Source organism: Cohnella fermenti (assembly GCF_004801405.1).
Lineage (GTDB): Bacteria > Bacillota > Bacilli > Paenibacillales > Paenibacillaceae > Cohnella > Cohnella fermenti.
In genome coordinates this window covers 99036-119811 of record NZ_SSOB01000025.1, presented here as the reverse complement: position 1 = coordinate 119811, position 20776 = coordinate 99036, and the positions used below count along the sequence as shown (strand labels likewise).

Here is a 20776-nt window from a genome sequence, read left to right as displayed (position 1 = left end):
TCGGAAATCGGGTAGACTACAGTCTATAACCCTTTCAGCGATTTTATCCTTTTAGAGTGAGACCTTAAGGATACCGTAAAATCGCTAGATTGGGTTATTTTTCTTTGGAGAACTTTTCACTGTCCAGTATCATACGAATACCCATGATCCTCATTTTCTTTACTTATCAAGGAATAAACTTCGGCGAAGATACGACTGCCCGTCGCACATAAAAGAAGCTTGATTTCTCAAGCTTCAGTGCGTTTACTTATGTCCCCACTTTTGTGTCCTTGGACAGTATATGATGTGTCACATTATATATGCCGTTTTTCCCTTCTCTAAAAACTAAGACCGTTCCTTCTTCTTAGGAACGGTTCGTCATTTTATTGATGATGCGTTCCTGCAGCTTGGCCAGATCAAGCAAGGCATTAATAGCAGAGTGGCCGCTGCCGACAACCAACACGTTCTTGCCCGCGTAACGATCGCGATCCTTACCGGATACATCCGGAATCGCGTACGAAATTTTACTTTGAATCTTCCGTTCATTCTCCGTCCAGATGCCTTCTGATACCGCGGGGTTTGGCGACGACCAGGTGCCTGATGCGTCAATGACTGCTTTAGCCTCGATAAAGCGGCAAGGCAGTTGCTTGAAGCAAACGGATGGGCTGCACCAGATAAAGATGGGCTTCCGACAGGTAGGGAGATCGTGGAGCAATATCTTGTTCCTTTGACCGAATTGTCCGAGTTAAAGTCACATATTCATCTCCATTCGAAAGTGATCGCGGTCAGTCGTAAGGGCTCAGCAAGAATAAAACTGCGAACCGTGAAAAGCTTCCATTCATATTGCACGTTATTGAGAATGGCGAACAGAAGGTGTACGAGGTTAAATTGTACATGACTCCATGACGAGATATTACCTGCGATATGTTCCGCTGCTTCAAAGAGAACAAACATTAGCAACAATCGCTCGATTTAACCTCGGCCGTACGGAAAATGCAGCAAAGCTCAGATGAAAGAAGATTATTCACTTCCTCCGTATTCAATTCGTAGTAGCTCCAAGTCCCTCTTGTCTCGCGTCTAATCAGCCCGGCATCGAGTAGAATCTTTAAGTGGTAGGATAACTTGGACTGTTGCATCTCAAATATGTCGGCCAAGTCGCATACGCAGATATTGCCGCGTTGCGTAAGCTCGTACATAATCTGTAGTCGTTTTTGATCCGCTAAGGCCTTAAATTTCGCCTCATATTTGGAGAAGTCAACAGCTGCAGTACGTTGATCTACTACCGGAAGCTCTTTAAGCATCGTCTTCCCTCCTATGCCTATCCAGTTTGCATCAACTTATTTTGATTTATCACGAATCATATCATGCCAAAATCGCCAACACAAAATACAAGTGAGATATAAGGATATTTCTTGGTCCACGATCGTGTTATACATATACGAGGTGAAAGCATGGATGACATTTATAAACGGAACGTAGAAATGATTTATCGCATTTGCTTCATGTATCTCAAAAATTCAACCGATTCGGAGGATGCTGTTCAATCGATTTTTCTGAAACTATTGAAGTCCAACACGTCTTTTGCTGACCCCGAGCATGAGAAGGCATGGCTTATCGTAATGACCAGGAACTATTGCAAGGATATACTGAAAAGCTGGTGGAGAACGCGGAAAGTCGAGCTGGCACGCTTGCCGGAAGCGGTTTGGAGGGATGACGGCGATCGTTCGGGAGAGGTGCTTGATCAGCTGCTGGCGTTGCCTGATAAATACAAAATCGTACTCTATCTTTATTATTTCGAAGAGTATTCAGTTAGAGAAATCGCGAACATGCTCATCCGCAAAGAAAGCACGATCCAAACACAACTGGCGAAGGGGCGTACGCTCATGAAGTTAAGCTTAGGAGGCCATTATGACAAATAATCATATCAATCAACTATTCGATGCAATTGCTCCGGACGAGAATCAGAAAGAGAACATGTGGAAAGCCATCGAACGGCAGCGCCGGGTCGCACATGAACCAAGCCGAGAGATGCGCGGACGAGCCTCCTATCGCAAAATACTGATCTCGTTATCTGCCAGCTTGCTCGTACTCCTCATCTCGGCAACAGCGTATGCTGCAGTATCCGGCGATATCGAAAAATTATACGATCGCTATTTTAACGGAAAAGGACAGACGGTTAACTTTGCAAACGGCGATACCTTGCACTATGAAATTAACGGTAAAAATACGAAGGTAGCGATCAGCGCCGTCAATGGGCCTTGGCTCGTCAAGAAATCCTGGGGGCGCCTCATCGTAAGCGTAAACGGAGAAAAAATCAATATTACGGAGGCGCTTAAGAAGAAGGGATACTTTTACTATAGCTATCGAGACGACAATAACATCCTGCATCGCTTGTATATCGTGAAGAACGCCGGCGGAACCAAAGATTATGCGGAGCGGTGGTACTCCCAGATGGAATGGCTGCCCGAGCTGGGCATGTCAGGAGGAGTGCGAGGACTTAGCCAGCAATTGGCGCAAGCCATCGGAATGGCCCATCTGGATGAAGAGGAAGGGAAAGATCTGGACGCTGCACTTCAGGACCGCTTAGCGAAGTATTGGAAAGAGTATGGAAATTAGACGTCATACGGGGTCTTCTTTCAAGGGGGATGACGGATACGCTTCATTTACTTGATCGACACAGGAACTATTTTCAAGGCCGTCCCAAACCAGGGCGGCCCTCTTCAGTTTTGCCTTACTTATGAGGGCGGTTCCGAAACCAGGGCAGCTCGGTCTGCCACACCAACAGCATTCGCAAGAACCAGGCCGAAAAGGCGGTGACCGAACGCATCCGCAAACGGTAGCGGAGTGAACTTTGAGGGCCTGCTCACCTTTTTTGTTTTCTTAGTCTTTATTTTTGGGTATAATATAAGCACTTGATAATATAATTGTTCGATTATATAATGACCTTATTTAGTCCAGCTGCTACGGAGAGGAGTGCAGAGAATGGTTGAAACGCAAGAGTCCATTGTTTCCATGGCAGAAACGTTAAAGTTGCTGTCCGATAAAACTCGCCTTACGATCGTCGCCCTTCTCAAGGAACGGGAGATGTGCGTATGTGATATCGTGGACATTCTCGAGACGACACAACCGAACATTAGCCAACATCTTAAGAAGCTTAAGACCGGCGGCATCGTAAACGAGACGCGCCGCAGCCAGTGGATCTATTATTCACTGAATAAGGACGGTAAACCGTATTTAAATGAGATTCTTAATCAACTTCCTTCAATGAAGGAGAAAATCAATGCCCACAACCCCAATAGTTGCTGCTAATCGGGAGGTTCTATGTTAGCCCTGGCTTCTGTCATTTTTTTCGTCACTCTTGTCTTTGTCATCTGGCAACCGAAAGGCTTGAACATCGGCTGGTCTGCTTGTGGAGGGGCCATTATTGCTTTGATTTGCGGAGTCGTTAACTTCCAAGACGTCTGGGATGTCACACAGATCGTTTGGAACGCTACCCTCGCCTTCGTGGCTGTCATATTGATCTCCCTCATCCTCGATGAGATTGGATTCTTTGAATGGGCGGCGCTCCATATGGCCCGGTTTGCCAAGGGGAATGGCAACCTCATGTTCGTCTATGTTATCTTGCTGGGTGCCGCAGTCGCCGCTTTCTTTGCGAACGATGGAGCCGCCCTAATACTGACACCAATCGTTCTGGCGATGGTACGAGCGCTGAAATTCGATGAACGCATGATCCTGCCTTTTATCATGGCCAGCGGTTTTATCTCGGATACCGCATCCTTGCCGCTTGTCGTGAGCAACCTGGTAAACATCGTATCCTCGGACTTCTTCGGCATCGGGTTTGTGGAATATGCAAGCCGAATGATTGTACCCACCATCTTCGCCATTGCTGCCAGCTTGTTGGTCCTCTTCTTATTCTACCGTCGGAGCATCCCTAAGAAATACGATCTGGCTCAGTTAAAGAAGCCAGCCGACGCGATTAAAGACGTTAGACTGTTTAAGATTTCTTGGGTGATTTTGGCCGTTCTCCTCGTCGCTTATTTGACGAGTGAATTCATTAACGTTCCCGTCTCCATCATCGCCGGCGTCGCAGCCATCTTCTTCCTACTACTTGCAAGGCAAAGCCGCGAGATCCATACCTGGAAGCTGGCCAAAGGCGCTCCATGGGCCGTTGTTGTCTTCTCCATCGGGATGTATGTCGTTGTTTATGGCCTTCGAAATGTCGGTCTTACGGATGAACTGGGAGAAGTCTTCAAGTGGGTAGGAGATCAAGGGCTGTTCGTTGCAACCATTGGAACGGGCTTTATCGCAGCCATCCTCTCCTCCATCATGAACAACATGCCTACTGTGATGATTGATGCCTTGGCTATTCAGGATACGAACCCAACAGGCATCATCCGAGAAGCCCTGATTTATGCGAATGTGATTGGCTCCGACTTAGGACCGAAGATCACGCCGATCGGCTCGCTCGCTACGTTGCTTTGGCTTCATGTTCTCTCCAGCAAAGGTGTTAAGATTTCATGGGGATCTTATTTCAAAACCGGCATCGTATTGACGGTTCCAGTCCTCTTCATTACCCTTGTCGGTCTATTCCTCTGGCTTAAAGTCGTTGGTTAATACGGATCTAACACACTTCCACCTAAAGGGGACATTCAAATGAGCAACAAACCACTTGTTTACTTCCTGTGTACGGGGAATTCTTGTCGCAGCCAGATTGCGGATGGATTCCTAAGCTCGCTTGGCGGAGAAAAGTATGAAGTGAAGAGTGCGGGTCTCGAGGCGCATGGTCTTAATCCTCGCGCCGTTCAGGTCATGAAAGAAGCCGGCGTTGATATCAGCGGCAACAGTTCCAATGTCATCGATTCAGAGTTGTTGGACCGCGCTACGTACGTTATTACGCTGTGTGGACATGCCGACGAGCATTGCCCCGTCATCTCGAACAAGAACGTCATCAAATGGCATTGGGGCTTCGACGATCCAGCGAAAGCAACCGGTACCGCAGACGAGATTATGGCGCAGTTCCGGAATGTTCGCGACTCGATCAAAGCACGCATCGAGAAATTTGTTCAAGACGGAGAGTAACGAACACGCAGACTTTACTACGCAGAAATCTCGAACTTAGTTCCGGCATCCCCGGCGAAAACAATGGTTCCTCCCTCGGGCAGCGTGATCGGCTCCTTTTCTCCGATGACACTGAAGTAAATGCATGCTCCCTCCTTATTATAAACGGCAAAGGAGGCGTTCGAGGACATGCTCACCTTAATGGTCTTGCCCCCGTCTTCATTCCCTACCGTATACCACTCGGCATAACCGCTCGACGGAATCGTAATGATTGACTTGTTGGCGACGTTGAGAGGCTTCACGGCCTCTTCGCTCACTAAGACACTTGCCCCTGATTTCAGGTACTCAATGCCGTTCTGCGTAAAGAACGAATAACCAGAGAGATCCCGCCCGCTTGTACCCGGAATTTGCAATTCGGAGATGGCCGTATTCGGGCTCGTTATTCGCTTATCCAACACGTACCCTGGCAATTGTTTGGACGGTCCTACCAAATAAACGAGCGATGTATACTTCTCGTTCAGCAGATAATAGTTCTTCCCGTCGCGCTCATTCCATGCCTCTATTGTCTTTTTCGGCAGATCCTGTGGCTGGAGCTTCTCAGCGTTGTACATGGACATAGCTGTCTGCCCAAGGCCCGGCAACGAAGCGTATTGACGAGTCCATAAGTAGGTGCGCCCGTTCTCCTCCTTCACGAAGCTGTTCATCGTATTCCCATCTGTACTTCGGAACGTGCCGTCATCCGAATACTCGTAGATCTGGGTCGGATTATTAGGCGACGGTTCCGAAGCGACGGACATTACGCCATCTTCCGTAATATCGATAGTTATCGTTGCACCGGACGCGCCATAGATTCCCGAATACTGCAGCATGGACTTCGGCATATCGGCCTTTACCGCAATGCCGTACGACTTCTCAGGCTTGAACTCGTCAATGATCCCTTTCTCCTTCAACGCCTGAAGCAGGATTTCGTTCACCAGAAGCTGGTCGTTCGTGCTATTCCCGTCGGAAGTGACGACAGATGCTGCCATGCCCTGCTCGGGAAGCACAACGAGCGACGAGCCATAGAGAAGCGTGTCCCCTCCTTTGTCAACGCCTTTATCCCATATTCGCTGAAGGGATACAGATTAACGCTATCCCAGCCGAGACCGTATCCAATCGAGTTGTCCGCATCGTCCGGCCACAAAGACGTCTTGTACTCGTCTTGCGCCATGGCCTGCACCGAGTTGCCGGATAAGATTTCTTTCGCTTCGCCCGTGAAAATTTGCGAGAATCGAACCAAATCTTCCGCTGTGGAATAAATGCCTCCCGTACCGATCACGTTGACCGTCTGGTTGGGAAGTTGCCCTGTGTAGCTAGGATAATAGAGTCCGGCCATCTTCGATGCATCCAGAGAATCGAGCGGTGTCGCCGTATCGATCATCCCCATTGAGCTTCAACTTTTGCCGTAACGAAACCTCCCGGTCCTGGGGGTCCAGAGAAGTCCTGGCATGGCTGATCATTAGATGATAGCCGATGAAAAAAGGGATCGTCAGCGCCTGCACGATGTTCATCATGAACACAGTCCGTACGGATTTGTGAATGTAATGATCCGGTAATCCGTTTGGTCCCATATGGGGCGCGATTGCCTGCGGAATCGCGTTCCATCCAATAACGACGAAGAAGATGCATAGCGCCATCACGGCGACATGCGCCGAATACCACCAAGAGCTCAGCGCCGAACCATGCGTTCGGCCGGTCACGAGGCTTGCTGCGCGCTTCGTCTGTACGGCGACCTGCCAGCCTCTGGCCGCCTTCAAGCGTTGCGCGGACCTCCGGCTGATGCGAATAGCGAAGATCGACACGGTTATTAAAAGCAAGATAGACATCATCCACCCCAGGATACTCCACCCTGTCGTTTGATGACGCGTCACTAAAAAGCAAGCTGCACCAATGGCAAGCGCAAACCCGCCGGTGAGCAGAACGTAATTTCGGCGAATGCTTCGTACGGCCGTATCCTGCAGGGCTTCCGCAGGCAGTGCAACGCCGAACAGCAGCGTTCGCAATCCAATATAAGCCGGGATACTGATCATCGACGCGATAAACAAATAAAAATCGGATATCATGATTGTCTCCAATACAGTCAACGCTGTTCCCCTCCCCGATTTGTCAGGATATCCCGGTATATCGACCTGCTCTGCTGTACGAATGCCTCTTCCGTCATGCCTCGCACCGCTGTTTCGGCCGCAAGAGACCGTAGTGTCCGGCGAAGCTTCTCCTCGAACTCCTGAGTCACGCCGGGCATCCCGTCGGGCTGAACGATAACGCCCTTTTTCCGGTGTACTTGAAGAAAACCCTCCTGCTTAAGTAAATTGTAGGATTTGTTGACGGTGTGAAGATTGATCCCCAAATCCTCCGCCAAGCTCCGAACCGATGGAAGCGGCTCCCCCGGCTTCAACTCACCAGAAGCAATCCCTTCGATCAATTGATCGATTAGCTGCGTGTAAAGTGGGGTTTCCGATTGCAGATCGAGCTCTATGAACAAGAATATCCCTCCTTATGTATCCGCGTTTAGCACCATCGCAGCAGCTAAGAAAAAAACACATTACCGCTTCGGGATTAATATCTGTTATATTACATATATAACAGATATTAAAATACTGCGCAAGATATTATTATTTCACTTGAGTTCAACTGCCTTGAAGCTGAAAAAATAAAAAGCCCGCGCAATCGCGGACTTTAACCAATATTGCCACTTAATAGAGCTGTTTTTGTTTTTCCCTAATCTGAAACTGTGCCATCACTCATGTGCCTTTCCTGCTGCAAGCGATGCGGCGAACATGCTCCAGTCAAGTTTTTTACTTTTAATTTCCGGAAGAGCTTTACTTTCTTGATCAAATACGGATGCTGACTCTTGAATCTTGTGGTTGATAGATAAAGCGAAGTACACACTAAGAGATCCAATAAACAATTGCCAAACAGATTCGTTCTCCATGGATAAATGCCTCTCCCTTCTACTTCTACAGGAGCATCTTATCGAACGAATATGTACTGAATATGTATTTATCGTTCATGTTGAAAAAATTTTAATAAGCCCGAGAGCCAGAGCTCCCGGGCTTATCTTATTTCCCTTACGCCGGTGCTCCGTCCTCCCAAGGCGGCGGTGGCGGCGGCATATTGCCGACGTTCAGAATGATCTTCTCGTTTTGTCTTTGCACTACAGATTGCATTTGTAAATTCCATTGGTGCTGGGCCTGGATGGCAAACTGGGCTTGGGCCTGCGCTTGGGCTTCGAATTGTCGCTGAGCCTGAAGCTGGGCTTCGGCTTGTTGCTGCAACTGCGCTTGAACCTGTAGCTGGAATTGGAGCTGGGCTTGGGATTGCTCTTGCAATTGCGACTGCACTTGAGCTTGGAATTGAAGCTGGGCTTGCGAGAGGGTGAGGATCTGCTCTTGGATCTGGCGAATCGTTAGCGTGATCCGACTCGAAGGGACTGCACAGGCTCGAACAACGGGATGACGCCTTTTCTGACCCCTTTTCTTAGCAAGAACCGTCATTCTCGGTGCACTCCCTTATCCTCATGGAATGATTTTGTACCCCCTCAGCTTATGATCCATAATCAAATGTCGGACGAGACATATGACGGAGGCAAAACGCACATATTGCGATCTCGTCGGGGAAGGAACGACGGGGTACGGATCGGAATCGTCCGATGCGCCATAGGTAGCGGTCACACCGACGAACGGAATGGCTGCGCTGTTCTCCCCTTTGACGCCGGAGGAGATCGCGGAGCTCAAACAAATTCTGGACCAAAAGTGAGCAGCCCTCTCCCCGGTTCCGTCGTACACCCGTTAAAAGCCGCGAACCGTTCGATCCGCTCGCCCAGCATCCGGCGGAACGCTGTGTCCGGCTCTACCCCGATCTCCGGCCAGTAACGAACCAAGTTGAACCGGTTCGTCTTCTTGTCCGCAACCAACTCGATTCGTCCGATGAGCTCTTCTCCGTACAATACCGGAAGCACGTAGTACCCGTATTTTCGCTCGGCGACCGGGGTGTAAATCTCCCATTTATAATCGTAATCGAATAGCGCCTTGATCAGCTTGCGATCCCAGAGGAAGTTGTCGAGCGGAGCGAGAAATTCTACACGGCGTTCGTACTCGGTCTTCGCAGACAATACAGCAAGCAGAAGCTCCTCATCCTCGAGGGCAATATAGAGCGGATCTGCTATTCCTTCAACGGAACACGCGACGATCGCCTTCTCCGCGAGCAGCGCAGCGAATGCATCCTTGCGAGCTTGCGCCTTCATCGGATCGATGCCGAGCCAGGCGTCGGACGGCTTGTTCCACAGCATCCCGACCGACCGAATACGGCGCAGCACCATCCACTTCATAAAGTCCGCATCCGACTTATTCGGGTCCTCGGCAAGTAGAATGGCAGAGCTGATATGATCCTCCGCCAAAGCGTAGTATTTGATAGTGCTTTTTTTGTGGTGAACGATCAAATCCCCGCGGAAGTAAAGCGTCTCCAGCACCGCTCGGGATAACGTCGTCGGATTCCAAGACCAGTCTACCGTTTCCTTCAGCGGGACATCCTTGGAACAAGCGGCTCCCTTCTCCCGTATGAACCGCTTGACCTCGCCCTCCACCGCATCGACCTTGTCTCGGCTTCTGCCATGGAGCCGGTGCCGCTCGCGCGTTCTCTCGAAATACTTCCAATCCTCGATAGAGATGATGGCGAGCTGCTTGTCGAAATAATCGACCAGCTTGCGATCTTCATATAGAAGCTCCCCAAGCATCTCCTTCGTAAATCCCGCTACTCTTGATTGCAGCACAAGCTCGGCGTTCTTGCCGCACACGTCGATCGGATCGAATTGGATGCAGCCGGCTTGGCTCACATACTCGCAGATGCCTTCCTTGCCGTTGAACTTGTACGCTCCAAGCAGCCCTTGCTTTAACAGAAGGAATCTTCGTGCCTGCTTCTTGGTCAAGCGATGTTCGCTCATCTATCCTTGTTGCCCTTCGATGACAACCAGCAGCACCGCTGCAGCCAGCCCTAACCGGCGGTCCAACCGATTCCCCTTATCGAGCGAGAAGTCCAACTTCAGCTTGCCGACAAACGGATTAAAGTCCTGCTTAAACAGCGCAACCCGCTCTCCTCCCATCTCTACATGGAACTTTTGCGGAATCAAGTTGGTCAAGAACCTTCTAAGCAACGCCATGAACGGACTGTCTTCCTTAATAAGTCCAACCTCTGTCTCGTTGGAATCGATGATCACCCACTCGTCCTTCAGCATCGACTTCATGCCTTTGCGGCGAAGCGAGCCGAGCTTTTCTCCGGAGACGGAATCGACGACGTCATAGGTAGCGGAGAAATCGATGATGCTGCGCGCCTGAATGGAGATGAGCTCATCCTGCATCGTATCGTTGGAGAACAATCGAATATCTTCTTTTAGCTTAAACGCCTTCATTTGCGAAAATAATACCGGTTGTCCGCTGGTGTCGAAAATATCGATCTTTGCTCCCACGAGCGACAAAATTTGTTTTCTGATCAGGTATTGCGTATGCGTAAATTTGGGATTCATGGATAGCCTCCTGCGATTTTAGTTTCTATCATCATACCTAATATAAGGGATTATTGAAACTCAATAACAGTAATAAACGGAGAATCTTGACTCAAGGATAGAAGTTGATTAATTTCAAAAGCGGCAGGCAATTTTATTGTAAAATGGATGGCAATCTCGGCTTCCTCTTTTATTCTCTCGGAATGAAAATTGATTATCATAATGCCTTTATCTTTTAAAATCTTCTGAATATTCTCCAATGCACCTGTCTCATCGCTCATTCGAATCGTTAACTGCTCCGTCTTCGGGGAAGCAAGCCAAGAAAAACGACCATGCAACACTAGCTGTGCCACAAAAATAAGAATCGCAACGCCAATCCCCAATACATACAAACCCGATCCAATAGCCATCCCGATTCCTGCAGTTGCCCAAATTCCTGCCGCTGTCGTCAATCCTTTAATCGTATGACGCTGCATGAATATCATGCCGGCACCCAAAAAGCCAACACCGCTCACCACCTGAGCCGCAATCCGCGAGGGGTCGAGGGCAATGCCGCTTTTGCCAAGTTCGTCATGGAACCCATATTTCGAAATAATCATCATCAATGATGCGCCCATTGCCACAACCAAATGAGTTCTAATGCCCGCTTCCTTCATTCGATTCCGTCGTTCATATCCAATGAGCAGTCCACATACACCGGCTACCACCACTTGCAATAAGTATTCAAACTCCATTTTTGTTTTCTTCCTTTCCCCAGATCCTGTAAGCGCTTAATTTGATATTTTACCCCACCAAGAAACATAATTCAATTAATGAGAAAGAGCTGCCCCCTCCAAGTCCGAACCGACTTGGTGAGAGCAGCTCTGTTGCCGTACGGGAGCGAACCCGATGTGCTTGCGCTGGTTTGGAGCGTATTGGTTTAGAACGTATTAAATACATTTTCGCATTCTTGCACGGTCGGTTGGTAAAAGCAGTGCTTCTTCCATCGTCCGACAAGCGGCTGATTGTACCAGGTTGGCGGACAGGGGCCGGGATTCTCGAACGACCCCGGGCGGAAGTACCACAGAGAGAACTCGGCCGGCCAATTCCGCTCTCCATCCACAGCCCGTTGCGCCAGACGGCGTTCCCTGTCTCTTGCGCTTTGATAGAACATCCCGTGCTGCAGCGCTTCGAACGCGTGAGGCTGATTGATCATCTCGGGTATTGTCCGAATGTCTTTAAAATCGGAGCAATTCGCTCTTATTCGATTAATGCCGACATTGCCAACAAGAAGCATGCCCATCTCGCCTTCGGTCTCCGCCTCGGCCCGAAGCAATCTCGCCAACATGTCAATATCCTGCTGCCTGGCTTTTACGACTGCCATTGGCTCACCTCTTTAGATTTCTAGGCTCATCATATTAGAGGTGAAGCGGATGTGTTACTCCTGTCTGAAGTCAGCCTTCATTTTTCTTGGGCAGCGATTGCTCTTTTCTCACAATCGTTTGCTCATATCGAACAATTTTATCGTTAAGGCGTGCTAACGTTATAATCCCGGTTGCCGCTTCTGTTTCGGGTGACGGGCGGGATCAATCCGATGCGTTCATAATAACGAAGCGTATCTTGGGAAAGCCCGAATTTCTCGCTCACTTCCGCGATCGTCATCGTCATGCCGTCCCTCCCTTGGTCATGAGCGTGCCGGCAACGCACCGACGACGGGATGCGGCACATACGGTTCTTCAAGCGATGCGATCTCTTCCGGCGTCAGCTTGACGGACGGTGCCGGTGCCGCTTCCTCAAGCTGGGACAAGCTCGTCACGCCGATAATAGGCGAAGTGACGGCCTCCTGCTGCAGCATCCAGGCCAGCGCGACTTGAACGCGCGGGACTCCGCGCTGCGCCGCGATTGCGGCAACCCGCTGAGCGATCGGTCGATCGGCCGTCATCATCGCATCGTACTTCGACCTCTGGGCTTGATCGGTCTCATACCGAGAAGTCGTCTCCCCCGGATCGCGCAGCAGCCTTCCGGCCGCCAGCGGACTGTACGGAATGACGGCGATCTTCTCTTCCTTGCAGAGCGGGAGCATCTCCCGTTCCTCTTCGCGGTATTGCAGGTTGTAATGGTTCTGCATGGACACGAACCGAGTCCAGCCATGCTTCTCCGCAACATGCAGAGCTTTGAGGAACTGCCAAGCGAACATCGCGGAAGCCCCTATGTACCTTGCTTTCCCCGCCTTCACCACATCGTGCAAGGCTTCCATCGTTTCTTCGATGGGCGTGTCGTAGTCCCAACGGTGAATTTGGTACAGATCCACGTAATCCGTTCCGAGCCGCTTTAAGCTCTTATCGATCTCGCTCAGGATGGCCTTGCGGGAGAGCCCGGCGCCGTTGGGCCCTTGACGCATGCGGAAGTGAACCTTCGTCGCGATGACGACCTCATCCCGGTTCGCGTAATCCTTCAACGCCCTGCCGACAATCTCCTCGCTCGCGCCGGTCGAATACACATTGGCCGTATCGAAAAAGTTAATCCCGAGATCAAGCGCCTTCTTGATGATCGGACGGCTGCGTTCCTCGTCGAGAATCCACGGGTGTGTCCAGCGACTCGCATCTCCGAAGCTCATGCAGCCGAGGCACAGCCTGGATACGTCCAAGCCCGTATTGCCCATTTTCACATATTCCATGTCATCATCCCTCTCGCAATTGAGTTCCCATGTATCCAGCGATATTATCCCATATGGAGTTAACTCCAAGTCAAGTTGGCGAAGCACGATATCGGGCAGTTTGGGCAGATGTATGTGAAAAACAGCATATTATGAAACGAACATGCTCATTCCACATCCCTCTCTGGCAGCTTGGACAGCCTCACCCGCCCAGCTTATCTAAAAACTTGTATAACACCGCCGTCGCCCGATCGACTTCTTCGCGGCTGGTCTTCAGAATCTCCGCCTTGGATTGAATATAGGGAGCCTCCTTCAATTCGTCGCCGCAGTTCTCGATAATGGAGAGAATGTTATCCTCCAGCATCTCCAAGTGGAATTGGAAGCCGAACACAGAGCTGCCGTAGGCGAACGCCTGGTGCTGGCAAGCGGCGCTCGAAGCCAATAACACAGCCCCTTCGGGAAGGTCGAATGTCTCGCCATGCCAGTGGAATACCGGCAGTTCCGCAGGCCAAGCCTGTCCGGGCGCATGAAGGCTGGAGAGCCCTTCGGGCGTCAAACGAATGGGAAACCAACCGATTTCCTTGTGCGTATTCGGGTATACGTTCGCTCCCAACGCCGCGGCGATCAATTGCGCTCCGAGACAGAAGCCCACGACGTTCTTCCCGCGCGAGACGGCTTGAGCGATGACCTCCTTCTCTTGCTTTAGCCAGGCATACTCGTGCTCGTCATGAATGCTCATCGGCCCGCCCATCAGAATCAGCGTATCCCATGAATCCGGCGCGGGCAGCGCATCTCCTTCATAGAAGCGAGTGATCGCATATTCATGCCCTTTGGTTATGGCCCACTGAAGAATAGCCCCCGGATCTTCGAAGGGAACGTGCTGAGCGAATTGAATGCGCATGGTCGTGTCTCCTCGTAATCAATGTTTGTTTTAAAGTCGGTTTATAGCTCCTGCAACCGCCAATCGTTGTGGAAAGTCAGCAATCCGGCGCGCGTGAGTTCGTCTTTGTGGATCTCGGACAGCTCTTCAAGAAGCTTCTTCCCCTGCTGCGTCAATCGAACGTACACGCTCCGCTTGTCGTCCGGATTCGGGAAGCGCTGAATCATCTGAATGTCCTCGCATCGTTTGATAAGCTCTCCGCAGGCATGCGGAGTAATTTGCAGCCGCTCTGCCAGCTCTTTGGGAGTGGCGTGCTCCCGTCCCGGGAATCCCATGATCGACAGCATAAGCTGATGGTATTGAGGAGTCAGTCCTTTGGCTCGTGCCGCCTCTTCGCTGAACCGAATGAATTTACGAATGCGATAGCGAAACCAGGCAAGCTGCTCATACACTTCTTTGGGAAGGTTCCCCGAATCCATAACTCCATCCCTCTCTAACCTAGAATACCTTTAATGTAACGTATCTGACCGAATGGAACAATGATTTCTCGCCGCCACGCCTAATGTCACCTTATATAACTCGATAAAAACGACACACCTCTATTTGCAACCGATTACATCATTTTATGTCATGTTAATTGACGTAAATGTATTGACATGAATCGTAGTGCGATATATATTTTGAACATAATTAGTGATGTTTAGTGGTGATTAATGATGTCGAGAAGAGTGAGAAGCGTATGTCCCTATTGCGGGGTCGGCTGCGGAATCGTTCTTGAGGTAAGCGGCAATCGCGTCGTCAAAGTCACCGGGGATAAGCAGCATCCGACGAACTTCGGCAGACTCTGCACCAAAGGGAACACTTGCGCGCAGGCGATTGCGGAATCCGGAAGAATGGAATATGCATTCAAGCGCCTCTCACGGGGGCGCGAACCGGTCCGGCTCGGCATTCTTGACGCCATTCGCGAGACGGCCAAGCGCTTCCGCTCGATTATGGATGAACACGGACCGGACGCCCTGTCCTTCTACGTATCCGGACAGATGTCGTTGGAAGCGCAGTATCTGATCAACAAGCTTGCCAAGGGATTCATTCGAACCAACAACATCGAATCGAACTCCCGTTTATGTATGGCAAGCGCCGGGAGCGGGTATAAATTGTCGCTTGGCGCCGACGGACCTCCGGGCTCTTATCAAGACATGGACCGAACGGACTTGATCTTCGTCATCGGGGCCAACATGGCCGACTGCCATCCGATTCTGTTCCTGCGGGTGATGGATCGCGTCAAAGCCGGAGCCAAGCTAATCGTGGTTGACCCAAGGCGCAACGCAACGGCGGACAAGGCTTCGCTTTTCATGCAGATCAAGCCGGGCACCGATCTCACTCTCCTTAACGGATTGCTTCATCTGATCGTGAAGAACGGCCATGCGGATTCGGCATTTATCGAAGAGTTCACTTCCGGATGGGAAGCGATGTCTGCCTTCCTGGAGGACTATCCGCCCGATAAGGTTGCCGAGATTACGGGCATTCCGGAGGCGGACATTCGGCAGGCCGCGGCATGGATCGGCGAAGCTCCCGAATGGATGAGCTGCTGGACGATGGGGCTTAATCAGAGCACCCATGGAACGTGGCACACGAACGCGATCTGCAATCTGTATCTGGCCACCGGCAAGATCTGCCGACCGGGCAGCGGGCCCTTCTCGCTCACCGGTCAACCGAATGCGATGGGCGGCCGCGAGATGGGGTATATGGGACCGGGACTGCCCGGTCAACGCTCCGTGCTCGTTGAGGAAGAGCGCCAGTTTATCGAACGGCTGTGGAATCTCCCTCCCCGATCGCTGCGAACGGAGGTCGGAACCGGGACCGTATCCATGTTCCAGAGTATGCAAGCCGGCGACATCAAAGCTTGTTGGATCATCTGCACGAACCCCGTGGCTACGGTTCCTAACCGCAAGAATGTTATAGCGGGCCTGCAGGCAGCCGAGTTCGTCGTGACGCAGGACGCCTTCTTCGATACGGAGACGAATCGCTACGCCGACATGATGCTTCCCGGCGCTTTATGGTCCGAAGCGGAAGGCGTGATGATCAATTCCGAACGCAACCTGACGTTGGCGCAGAAGGCGGTGGACCCGCCGGGCGAGGCGATGCCGGATTGGGAGATCATTGCGAGAGTGGCTTGCGAGATGGGGTTCTCGGATGCTTTTGCCTATGAGAGCTCTGCCGAGGTGTATCGGGAGCTTCAGCAAGCCTGGAATCCCAAGACAGGCTACGACATACGGGGCGCCTCGTACGAACGTCTCCGGGAAACTCCCGTTCAGTGGCCCTGCGCGCCGAGCAGTCCGAACGATCGCAACCCGATCCGCTACCTGAACGACGGCATCAGTCAATCCCTTAAAGAAGCCGAGGACGGGAGCCGCCCGCGTCTTGTATTCCCGACGCCAAGCGGGAAGGGCGTCTTCCTGGCGAGACCCTTCCTCCCTCCTGCCGAGATGCCCGACCCCGGATTCCCATTCGTGCTGAATACCGGAAGATTGCAGCATCAATGGCACACGATGACGAAGACCGGGAAGATTCCGACCTTGAACAAGCTGAACCCCGGCCCCTTCGTCGAGATTCATCCGGAAGACGCGACAACCCTCGGCATTGAAGACAAGGGCCGTGTCGAAGTCCGGTCCCGGCGCGGGTATGCCGTCCTTCCCGCCGTCGTTACGGATCGGGTTCGTCCGGGCAATTGCTTCGCTCCGTTCCATTGGAATGATGTCTTCGGAGCCAACCTCGCCATTAACGACGTCACCAACGATGCGATCGATCCGATCTCCTTCCAGCCCGAATTCAAATATTGCGCTGTGTCGTTGGTTCCGGTTCCGTCCTCCCTCCCACTGCGCCGCTGGAGCCTTCCAAGCGGTTCTGGCTGGACGGCATGCTTGCCGGAATGTTCTCCCGCACCTATCTTGCGGATGGTGCCGCGACATCGGGTTCTCATGGATCAGGCTCGATGGTAGCGACCTTGGTGCCTCCGACGACGGCCGCGACCGCGGAGCGGCTTCCCAAGGTGAAGGTGACCGTGTTATGGGCATCTCAGACCGGCAATGCGGAAGGCGTTGCGATCGAGTGCGGCAAGCGATTGCAGGACGGCGGCTTCGATGTCAAGGTCGTCTGTATGGATGCCTATGCCGTCAAAGACTTGGAAGCGGAGAAGAACGTCTTGCTTCTGGCAAGCACATTCGGTGCCGGAGATCCTCCGGACAACGGAGAATCGTTCTGGCAGTCGCTTCAAGCGGACGGCTTCCCCCGCCTGCCGAATCTGCGCTATGGCGTTCTTGCCTTCGGGGATTCCAGCTATGACTTGTTCTGCGGACATGGGCGCAACCTGGACAAGCGCTTGGAAGAGCTGGGGGCCGTCAGGTTATGGAACCGCGTCGACTGCGATACGGATTATCAGGAACGTGCGGAAGCTTGGGTCAACGCCGTCATGGAGAAGCTGGCCGCCGCCGACGGCGAGGTGAGCTCCAAGGACGAAGCCGCTGCCGCGCCCGCTCCGATCGTCTATGATCGAAGCCGTCCGCTGCGCACGCAGCTTGTGACCGCTCGCCGCTTAAGCGCCCCCGGCTCGGAGAAGGACACGCGCCACTACGTATTTAATCTGCGGAATACCGGACTGCAATACGAGGTTGGCGATGCGCTAGGCGTGTGGCCGACGAATTGCCCCGAGCTGGTCGAGGAGATTGTGGGGGCATTGAAGCTGGACCCCGCTGCTCCTGTAACAATAAATAATGAGGAGAGCTTGCTCGGCCATGCGCTGCTGACGCGATTCGACATCGCTCGAATTACCCCCGGCCTCCTTCAATTCGCGGCGGAACAGACGAAGAACGAGAACCTGGAGCGTCTCCTTCGAGAAGAGAATCAAGCGGAGCTCAAGAAGTGGCTCTGGGGACGCCAGATCGCCGACCTGCTGCAGGAGTTCCCTCTTGCCGTAAGCGCCGAACAATGGATCTCCGCACTCAAGCCCTTGCAGCCCCGGTTGTACTCCATCTCCTCAAGCTCCAAGGCGAATCCGGACGAAGTGTCCATTACCGTCTCGACCGTACGCTACCCCTTCCATGGGAAAATAAGAAAAGGAGTCTGCTCCGCATTCCTTGCCGAACGAGTCTCCGAGAATACCGAGGTTGCGATATTCGTGCAGAAGGCCGGGCACTTCCGCCCGCCGGCCAATCCGGATGCTCCGATGATCATGGTAGGCCCGGGCACCGGCGTCGGCCCCTTCCGCGGCTTCCTGCAAGAGCGGCAAGCGCTCGGCGCGAAGGGGAAGAACTGGCTTATCTTCGGGGAACAGCGGGCGGCGCATGACTTCTACTTCGAGGAAGAGTTCGAAGGCATGAGGAAGAGCGGCCTTCTGCATCGTATGGATACCGCCTTCTCGCGCGACCAGTCGGCCAAGGTTTACGTTCAACATCGGATGCTTGAGCATGGCGCCGAGCTTTGGTCTTGGCTTGAGGAGGGAGCTCACTTCTATGTTTGCGGAGATGCGAGCAGCATGGCGAAGGAGGTGGACGCCGCTCTCAAGAAGATCGTCCACCTCCATGGCGGCAGAAGTGCCGAGGACGCGGATCGCTACGTCAAGGACATGATGCAAGCGAAGCGATACGCGCGCGATGTTTACTGATGGATGAAGGATGATGGTGTGATAAAATATAACATTGACAGATGCGAATCGTCCGTCTTATAATCAATTCAAGTTGAATGTCATATATTATTACATATAACTCTTGTATAAGCTCATTAATTGGAGTGAGCGTCTCGACCAGGCAACCGTAATTGCCCCAGGCTACAAGAGGCCGCAAGATCAGAGCCCTTCCGTTTGCACTTCAAGAACGTGACAGGCTCATCGATCTCGCGCCTCTTATGCTTGGGGTTTTATTGCGTTGCATCCTAACCTTAGAAGGAGTGTTTCGAATGACCGCTTCCCATGCTGCTGCAGCCCCTCAAGTTCAACTTCCGCGCGATTGCACCTTCTCCCCTTCGGATTGGCAGGTTCTGGCTTCCTATTGGTATCCCGTGGCGATCGCGGAAGACATCCAGGATAAGCCTGTCGCCGTCAAGCTTCTTGACGTCAAGCTGGTGTGCTACCGCAGCCGCGGCCAAGTGGTCGTCGCCCGGGACATGTGCTTCCATCGCGGCGCCCCGCTTAGCAAGGGCTGGGTAGAGAACGAAGAGATCGTCTGCCCCTACCACGGATTCCGATACAACTGCGAGGGGGTATGCACGTCCGTTCCCGCCCATCCCGACGGGAAGATCTCGCCCAAGCTTAAGCTCATCACCTATCCGTCCATAGAGCGATACGGGTTGATCTGGACATCGATTGCCGGAACGGAGGTCGCGATTCCCGAATTCCCCGGCTGGGAAGACCCGGACTACATGAATGTTCTGCCGCCCAGCTTCGATATAGCCGGCTCTGCAGGCCGTCAGATGGAAGGCTTCCTTGACGTCTCCCACTTTGCATTCGTTCATACGGCGACGTTCGGAGACCGCAACAATACGGAGGTGCCGCAATATAAGGTGACGAGGGACGGGAATGTGCTGCTGGCCGATTACTGGAGCACCGTCAGCAACTATGGCAAGGGACAGGAGAATCCGGCTCCGGAAGGATTCATGTGGCTGCGCGCCTTCCGGGTATTCGCCCCGTTCGCCGCTTCGCTGACGGTCCACTTCCCCAACGACGGCAAGCTGATGATTCTCAATTGCGCATCTCCTGTGTCGGCGAGGTACACCCGATTGTTCTGTCCGATCTCGCGCAACTTCGATAAGAGCGTTCCCGTGGAGGAGACCATCCGGTTTAACCTCCAGGTGTTCCAGGAAGATGCGGATATGGTCGAATCCCAGACCCCCGAGGATCTCCCGCTGGACCTGCTGGCGGAAGCGCATATTCCTGCCGACCGGACATCGATCGCTTACCGGCAGTTGCTGACGGAGCTGGGGCTGGGGCGCCACTACACCTCATGAGGGCAGTCCGTCCCAACTAAATAGGTCTAGTTATAGCCGGGCATAATCAAATTCCTTGGTTCTGCTTGTATTTCTCCAGGCTGACTCTATAATGAAGGTTGATATGCAGAAGCTTGGCCAGAATCAGTCAACAAGAAACGAGGAATGAGTATGCTGCAAAAAGCGACTTTCGCCGGGGGATGCTTCTGGTGCATGGTTAGCCCCTTCGAGGAACAACCCGGTATTCACGGAATCGTCTCCGGCTATATGGGCGGCGAGCTGGAGAATCCGACGTATGAGCAAGTGTTGACGGGAGAAACGGGACATCTCGAAGTGGTGCAAATTACGTTCGATCCCGACGTATTCCCTTACGAGAAGCTGCTGGAGCTCTATTGGCCGCAGATCGATCCGACCGATGCGACCGGCCAGGGCAACGACCGCAAGAGCCAGTACCGTGCGGCGATCCTTTACCATAACGAGGAACAACACAGGCTCGCGATCGAATCGCGGGAGCGTCTGGACAAGAGCGGTCGCTTCGATAAGCCGATTGTCACGGGGATTGAAGCAGCTTCGGTCTTCTACCCTGCCGAAGAATATCATCAGAACTATCATCGCAAGAACCCCAAGCATTACAAGGAATCCCGCATTTATTCCGGGCGCGAGGCCATCATCGAGAAATACTGGAGCGAATAGGTTCAAACAGGAGGGGGGC

Annotated in this window: 23 protein-coding genes, 2 pseudogenes and 1 riboswitch; of the genes and pseudogenes, 9 read left to right on the top strand and 16 right to left on the bottom strand. The window is 52.3% G+C overall.

Annotation, left to right across the window (positions count from 1 at the left end; all coding sequences use genetic code 11):
- Nucleotides 1–376: 376 nt before the first annotated feature.
- Both E6C55_RS34785 and E6C55_RS19415 read right to left on the bottom strand, forming a co-directional pair.
- Nucleotides 377–604, bottom strand: a pseudogene (locus tag E6C55_RS34785) (glutamate synthase); the annotation flags it as partial.
- Between the two features lie 328 nt (nucleotides 605–932).
- Nucleotides 933–1280, bottom strand: coding sequence for an ArsR/SmtB family transcription factor (locus tag E6C55_RS19415; RefSeq protein WP_136371467.1), 348 nt, complete (start codon nucleotides 1278–1280; stop codon nucleotides 933–935).
- Nucleotides 1281–1430: 150 nt separating this feature from the next.
- Between E6C55_RS19415 and E6C55_RS19410 the strand changes: the two genes are divergently transcribed.
- From E6C55_RS19410 to arsC, 5 genes are all read left to right on the top strand, one after another.
- Nucleotides 1431–1898 carry an RNA polymerase sigma factor gene (locus E6C55_RS19410; RefSeq protein WP_136371466.1) on the top strand — a complete coding sequence of 156 codons (468 nt, stop codon included), beginning with the start codon at nucleotides 1431–1433 and terminating at the stop codon, nucleotides 1896–1898.
- A complete protein-coding gene (locus E6C55_RS19405; RefSeq protein WP_136371465.1) occupies nucleotides 1888–2595 on the top strand; it encodes a hypothetical protein in 708 nt (235 codons plus the stop codon). The genes E6C55_RS19410 and E6C55_RS19405 overlap by 11 nt, the downstream gene beginning before the upstream one ends.
- Nucleotides 2596–2961: 366 nt before the next feature.
- Nucleotides 2962–3288 carry an ArsR/SmtB family transcription factor gene (locus tag E6C55_RS19400; RefSeq protein ID WP_136371464.1) on the top strand — a complete coding sequence of 109 codons (327 nt, stop codon included), beginning with the start codon at nucleotides 2962–2964 and terminating at the stop codon, nucleotides 3286–3288.
- A 12-nt stretch (nucleotides 3289–3300) separates the two neighbouring features.
- Nucleotides 3301–4593: an arsenic transporter gene (locus E6C55_RS19395; RefSeq protein ID WP_136371463.1), complete on the top strand. Its 1293-nt coding sequence runs from the start codon at nucleotides 3301–3303 to the stop codon at nucleotides 4591–4593.
- Between the two features lie 39 nt (nucleotides 4594–4632).
- Nucleotides 4633–5058: an arsenate reductase (thioredoxin) gene (gene arsC / locus E6C55_RS19390; protein ID WP_136371462.1), complete on the top strand. Its 426-nt coding sequence runs from the start codon at nucleotides 4633–4635 to the stop codon at nucleotides 5056–5058.
- A 17-nt stretch (nucleotides 5059–5075) separates the two neighbouring features.
- Here the strand turns inward: arsC and E6C55_RS19385 are convergent, their stop codons facing one another.
- The 14 genes and pseudogenes from E6C55_RS19385 to E6C55_RS19325 all read right to left on the bottom strand — a co-directional run bounded on the left by E6C55_RS19385 (nucleotide 5076) and on the right by E6C55_RS19325 (nucleotide 14567).
- Complete coding sequence (locus E6C55_RS19385; RefSeq protein WP_230986760.1) at nucleotides 5076–6011, bottom strand: hypothetical protein; 936 nt, start codon at nucleotides 6009–6011, stop codon at nucleotides 5076–5078.
- Nucleotides 6008–6412, bottom strand: a complete 405-nt coding sequence (locus E6C55_RS34780; RefSeq protein ID WP_230986759.1) for a hypothetical protein — start codon at nucleotides 6410–6412, stop codon at nucleotides 6008–6010. The genes E6C55_RS19385 and E6C55_RS34780 overlap by 4 nt, the downstream gene beginning before the upstream one ends.
- Entirely contained in the window at nucleotides 6390–7160 is a 771-nt protein-coding gene (locus E6C55_RS19380) for a hypothetical protein (RefSeq protein ID WP_136371461.1), read from the bottom strand. Before E6C55_RS19380 ends, E6C55_RS34780 begins: the two co-directional genes overlap by 23 nt.
- Complete coding sequence (locus tag E6C55_RS19375) at nucleotides 7157–7558, bottom strand: GntR family transcriptional regulator (RefSeq protein WP_136371460.1); 402 nt, start codon at nucleotides 7556–7558, stop codon at nucleotides 7157–7159. Before E6C55_RS19375 ends, E6C55_RS19380 begins: the two co-directional genes overlap by 4 nt.
- Nucleotides 7559–7813: 255 nt before the next feature.
- On the bottom strand, nucleotides 7814–8008 hold the full coding sequence (locus E6C55_RS19370) for a hypothetical protein (protein ID WP_136371459.1): 195 nt from the start codon (nucleotides 8006–8008) through the stop codon (nucleotides 7814–7816).
- A 136-nt stretch (nucleotides 8009–8144) separates the two neighbouring features.
- Nucleotides 8145–8570 carry a hypothetical protein gene (locus tag E6C55_RS19365; RefSeq protein WP_136371458.1) on the bottom strand — a complete coding sequence of 142 codons (426 nt, stop codon included), beginning with the start codon at nucleotides 8568–8570 and terminating at the stop codon, nucleotides 8145–8147.
- A gap of 236 nt (nucleotides 8571–8806) precedes the next feature.
- Complete coding sequence (locus tag E6C55_RS19360; RefSeq protein ID WP_136371457.1) at nucleotides 8807–10015, bottom strand: winged helix-turn-helix domain-containing protein; 1209 nt, start codon at nucleotides 10013–10015, stop codon at nucleotides 8807–8809.
- Nucleotides 10016–10594, bottom strand: coding sequence for an LURP-one-related/scramblase family protein (locus tag E6C55_RS19355; protein WP_136371456.1), 579 nt, complete (start codon nucleotides 10592–10594; stop codon nucleotides 10016–10018). It abuts the gene before it with no gap.
- 50 nt (nucleotides 10595–10644) lie between these two features.
- Complete coding sequence (locus E6C55_RS19350) at nucleotides 10645–11307, bottom strand: MgtC/SapB family protein (protein WP_136371455.1); 663 nt, start codon at nucleotides 11305–11307, stop codon at nucleotides 10645–10647.
- Nucleotides 11308–11492: 185 nt separating this feature from the next.
- Complete coding sequence (locus E6C55_RS19345; protein ID WP_136371454.1) at nucleotides 11493–11936, bottom strand: cell wall hydrolase; 444 nt, start codon at nucleotides 11934–11936, stop codon at nucleotides 11493–11495.
- Between the two features lie 158 nt (nucleotides 11937–12094).
- Nucleotides 12095–12220, bottom strand: a pseudogene (locus tag E6C55_RS19340) (MerR family DNA-binding transcriptional regulator); the annotation flags it as partial.
- Nucleotides 12221–12236: 16 nt separating this feature from the next.
- Nucleotides 12237–13229, bottom strand: coding sequence for an aldo/keto reductase (locus E6C55_RS19335; RefSeq protein WP_136371453.1), 993 nt, complete (start codon nucleotides 13227–13229; stop codon nucleotides 12237–12239).
- Nucleotides 13230–13410: 181 nt separating this feature from the next.
- The gene (locus tag E6C55_RS19330) at nucleotides 13411–14109 is read right to left on the bottom strand and encodes a type 1 glutamine amidotransferase (protein ID WP_136371452.1); all 699 of its coding nucleotides are present in this window, start codon (nucleotides 14107–14109) and stop codon (nucleotides 13411–13413) included.
- Between the two features lie 41 nt (nucleotides 14110–14150).
- Complete coding sequence (locus E6C55_RS19325; RefSeq protein ID WP_136371451.1) at nucleotides 14151–14567, bottom strand: MarR family winged helix-turn-helix transcriptional regulator; 417 nt, start codon at nucleotides 14565–14567, stop codon at nucleotides 14151–14153.
- Between the two features lie 249 nt (nucleotides 14568–14816).
- Between E6C55_RS19325 and E6C55_RS34235 the strand changes: the two genes are divergently transcribed.
- The 4 genes from E6C55_RS34235 to msrA all read left to right on the top strand — a co-directional run bounded on the left by E6C55_RS34235 (nucleotide 14817) and on the right by msrA (nucleotide 20757).
- Complete coding sequence (locus E6C55_RS34235) at nucleotides 14817–17087, top strand: molybdopterin oxidoreductase family protein (protein ID WP_211093620.1); 2271 nt, start codon at nucleotides 14817–14819, stop codon at nucleotides 17085–17087.
- Complete coding sequence (locus E6C55_RS34230) at nucleotides 17081–18748, top strand: sulfite reductase subunit alpha (RefSeq protein WP_211093619.1); 1668 nt, start codon at nucleotides 17081–17083, stop codon at nucleotides 18746–18748. The genes E6C55_RS34235 and E6C55_RS34230 overlap by 7 nt, the downstream gene beginning before the upstream one ends.
- Nucleotides 18749–18831: 83 nt before the next feature.
- Nucleotides 18832–18933, top strand: a riboswitch (purine riboswitch).
- Nucleotides 18934–19038: 105 nt separating this feature from the next.
- Nucleotides 19039–20085: an aromatic ring-hydroxylating oxygenase subunit alpha gene (locus tag E6C55_RS19315; protein WP_136371450.1), complete on the top strand. Its 1047-nt coding sequence runs from the start codon at nucleotides 19039–19041 to the stop codon at nucleotides 20083–20085.
- Between the two features lie 150 nt (nucleotides 20086–20235).
- Nucleotides 20236–20757: a peptide-methionine (S)-S-oxide reductase MsrA gene (gene msrA, locus E6C55_RS19310; protein WP_211093618.1), complete on the top strand. Its 522-nt coding sequence runs from the start codon at nucleotides 20236–20238 to the stop codon at nucleotides 20755–20757.
- Nucleotides 20758–20776: the final 19 nt, after the last annotated feature.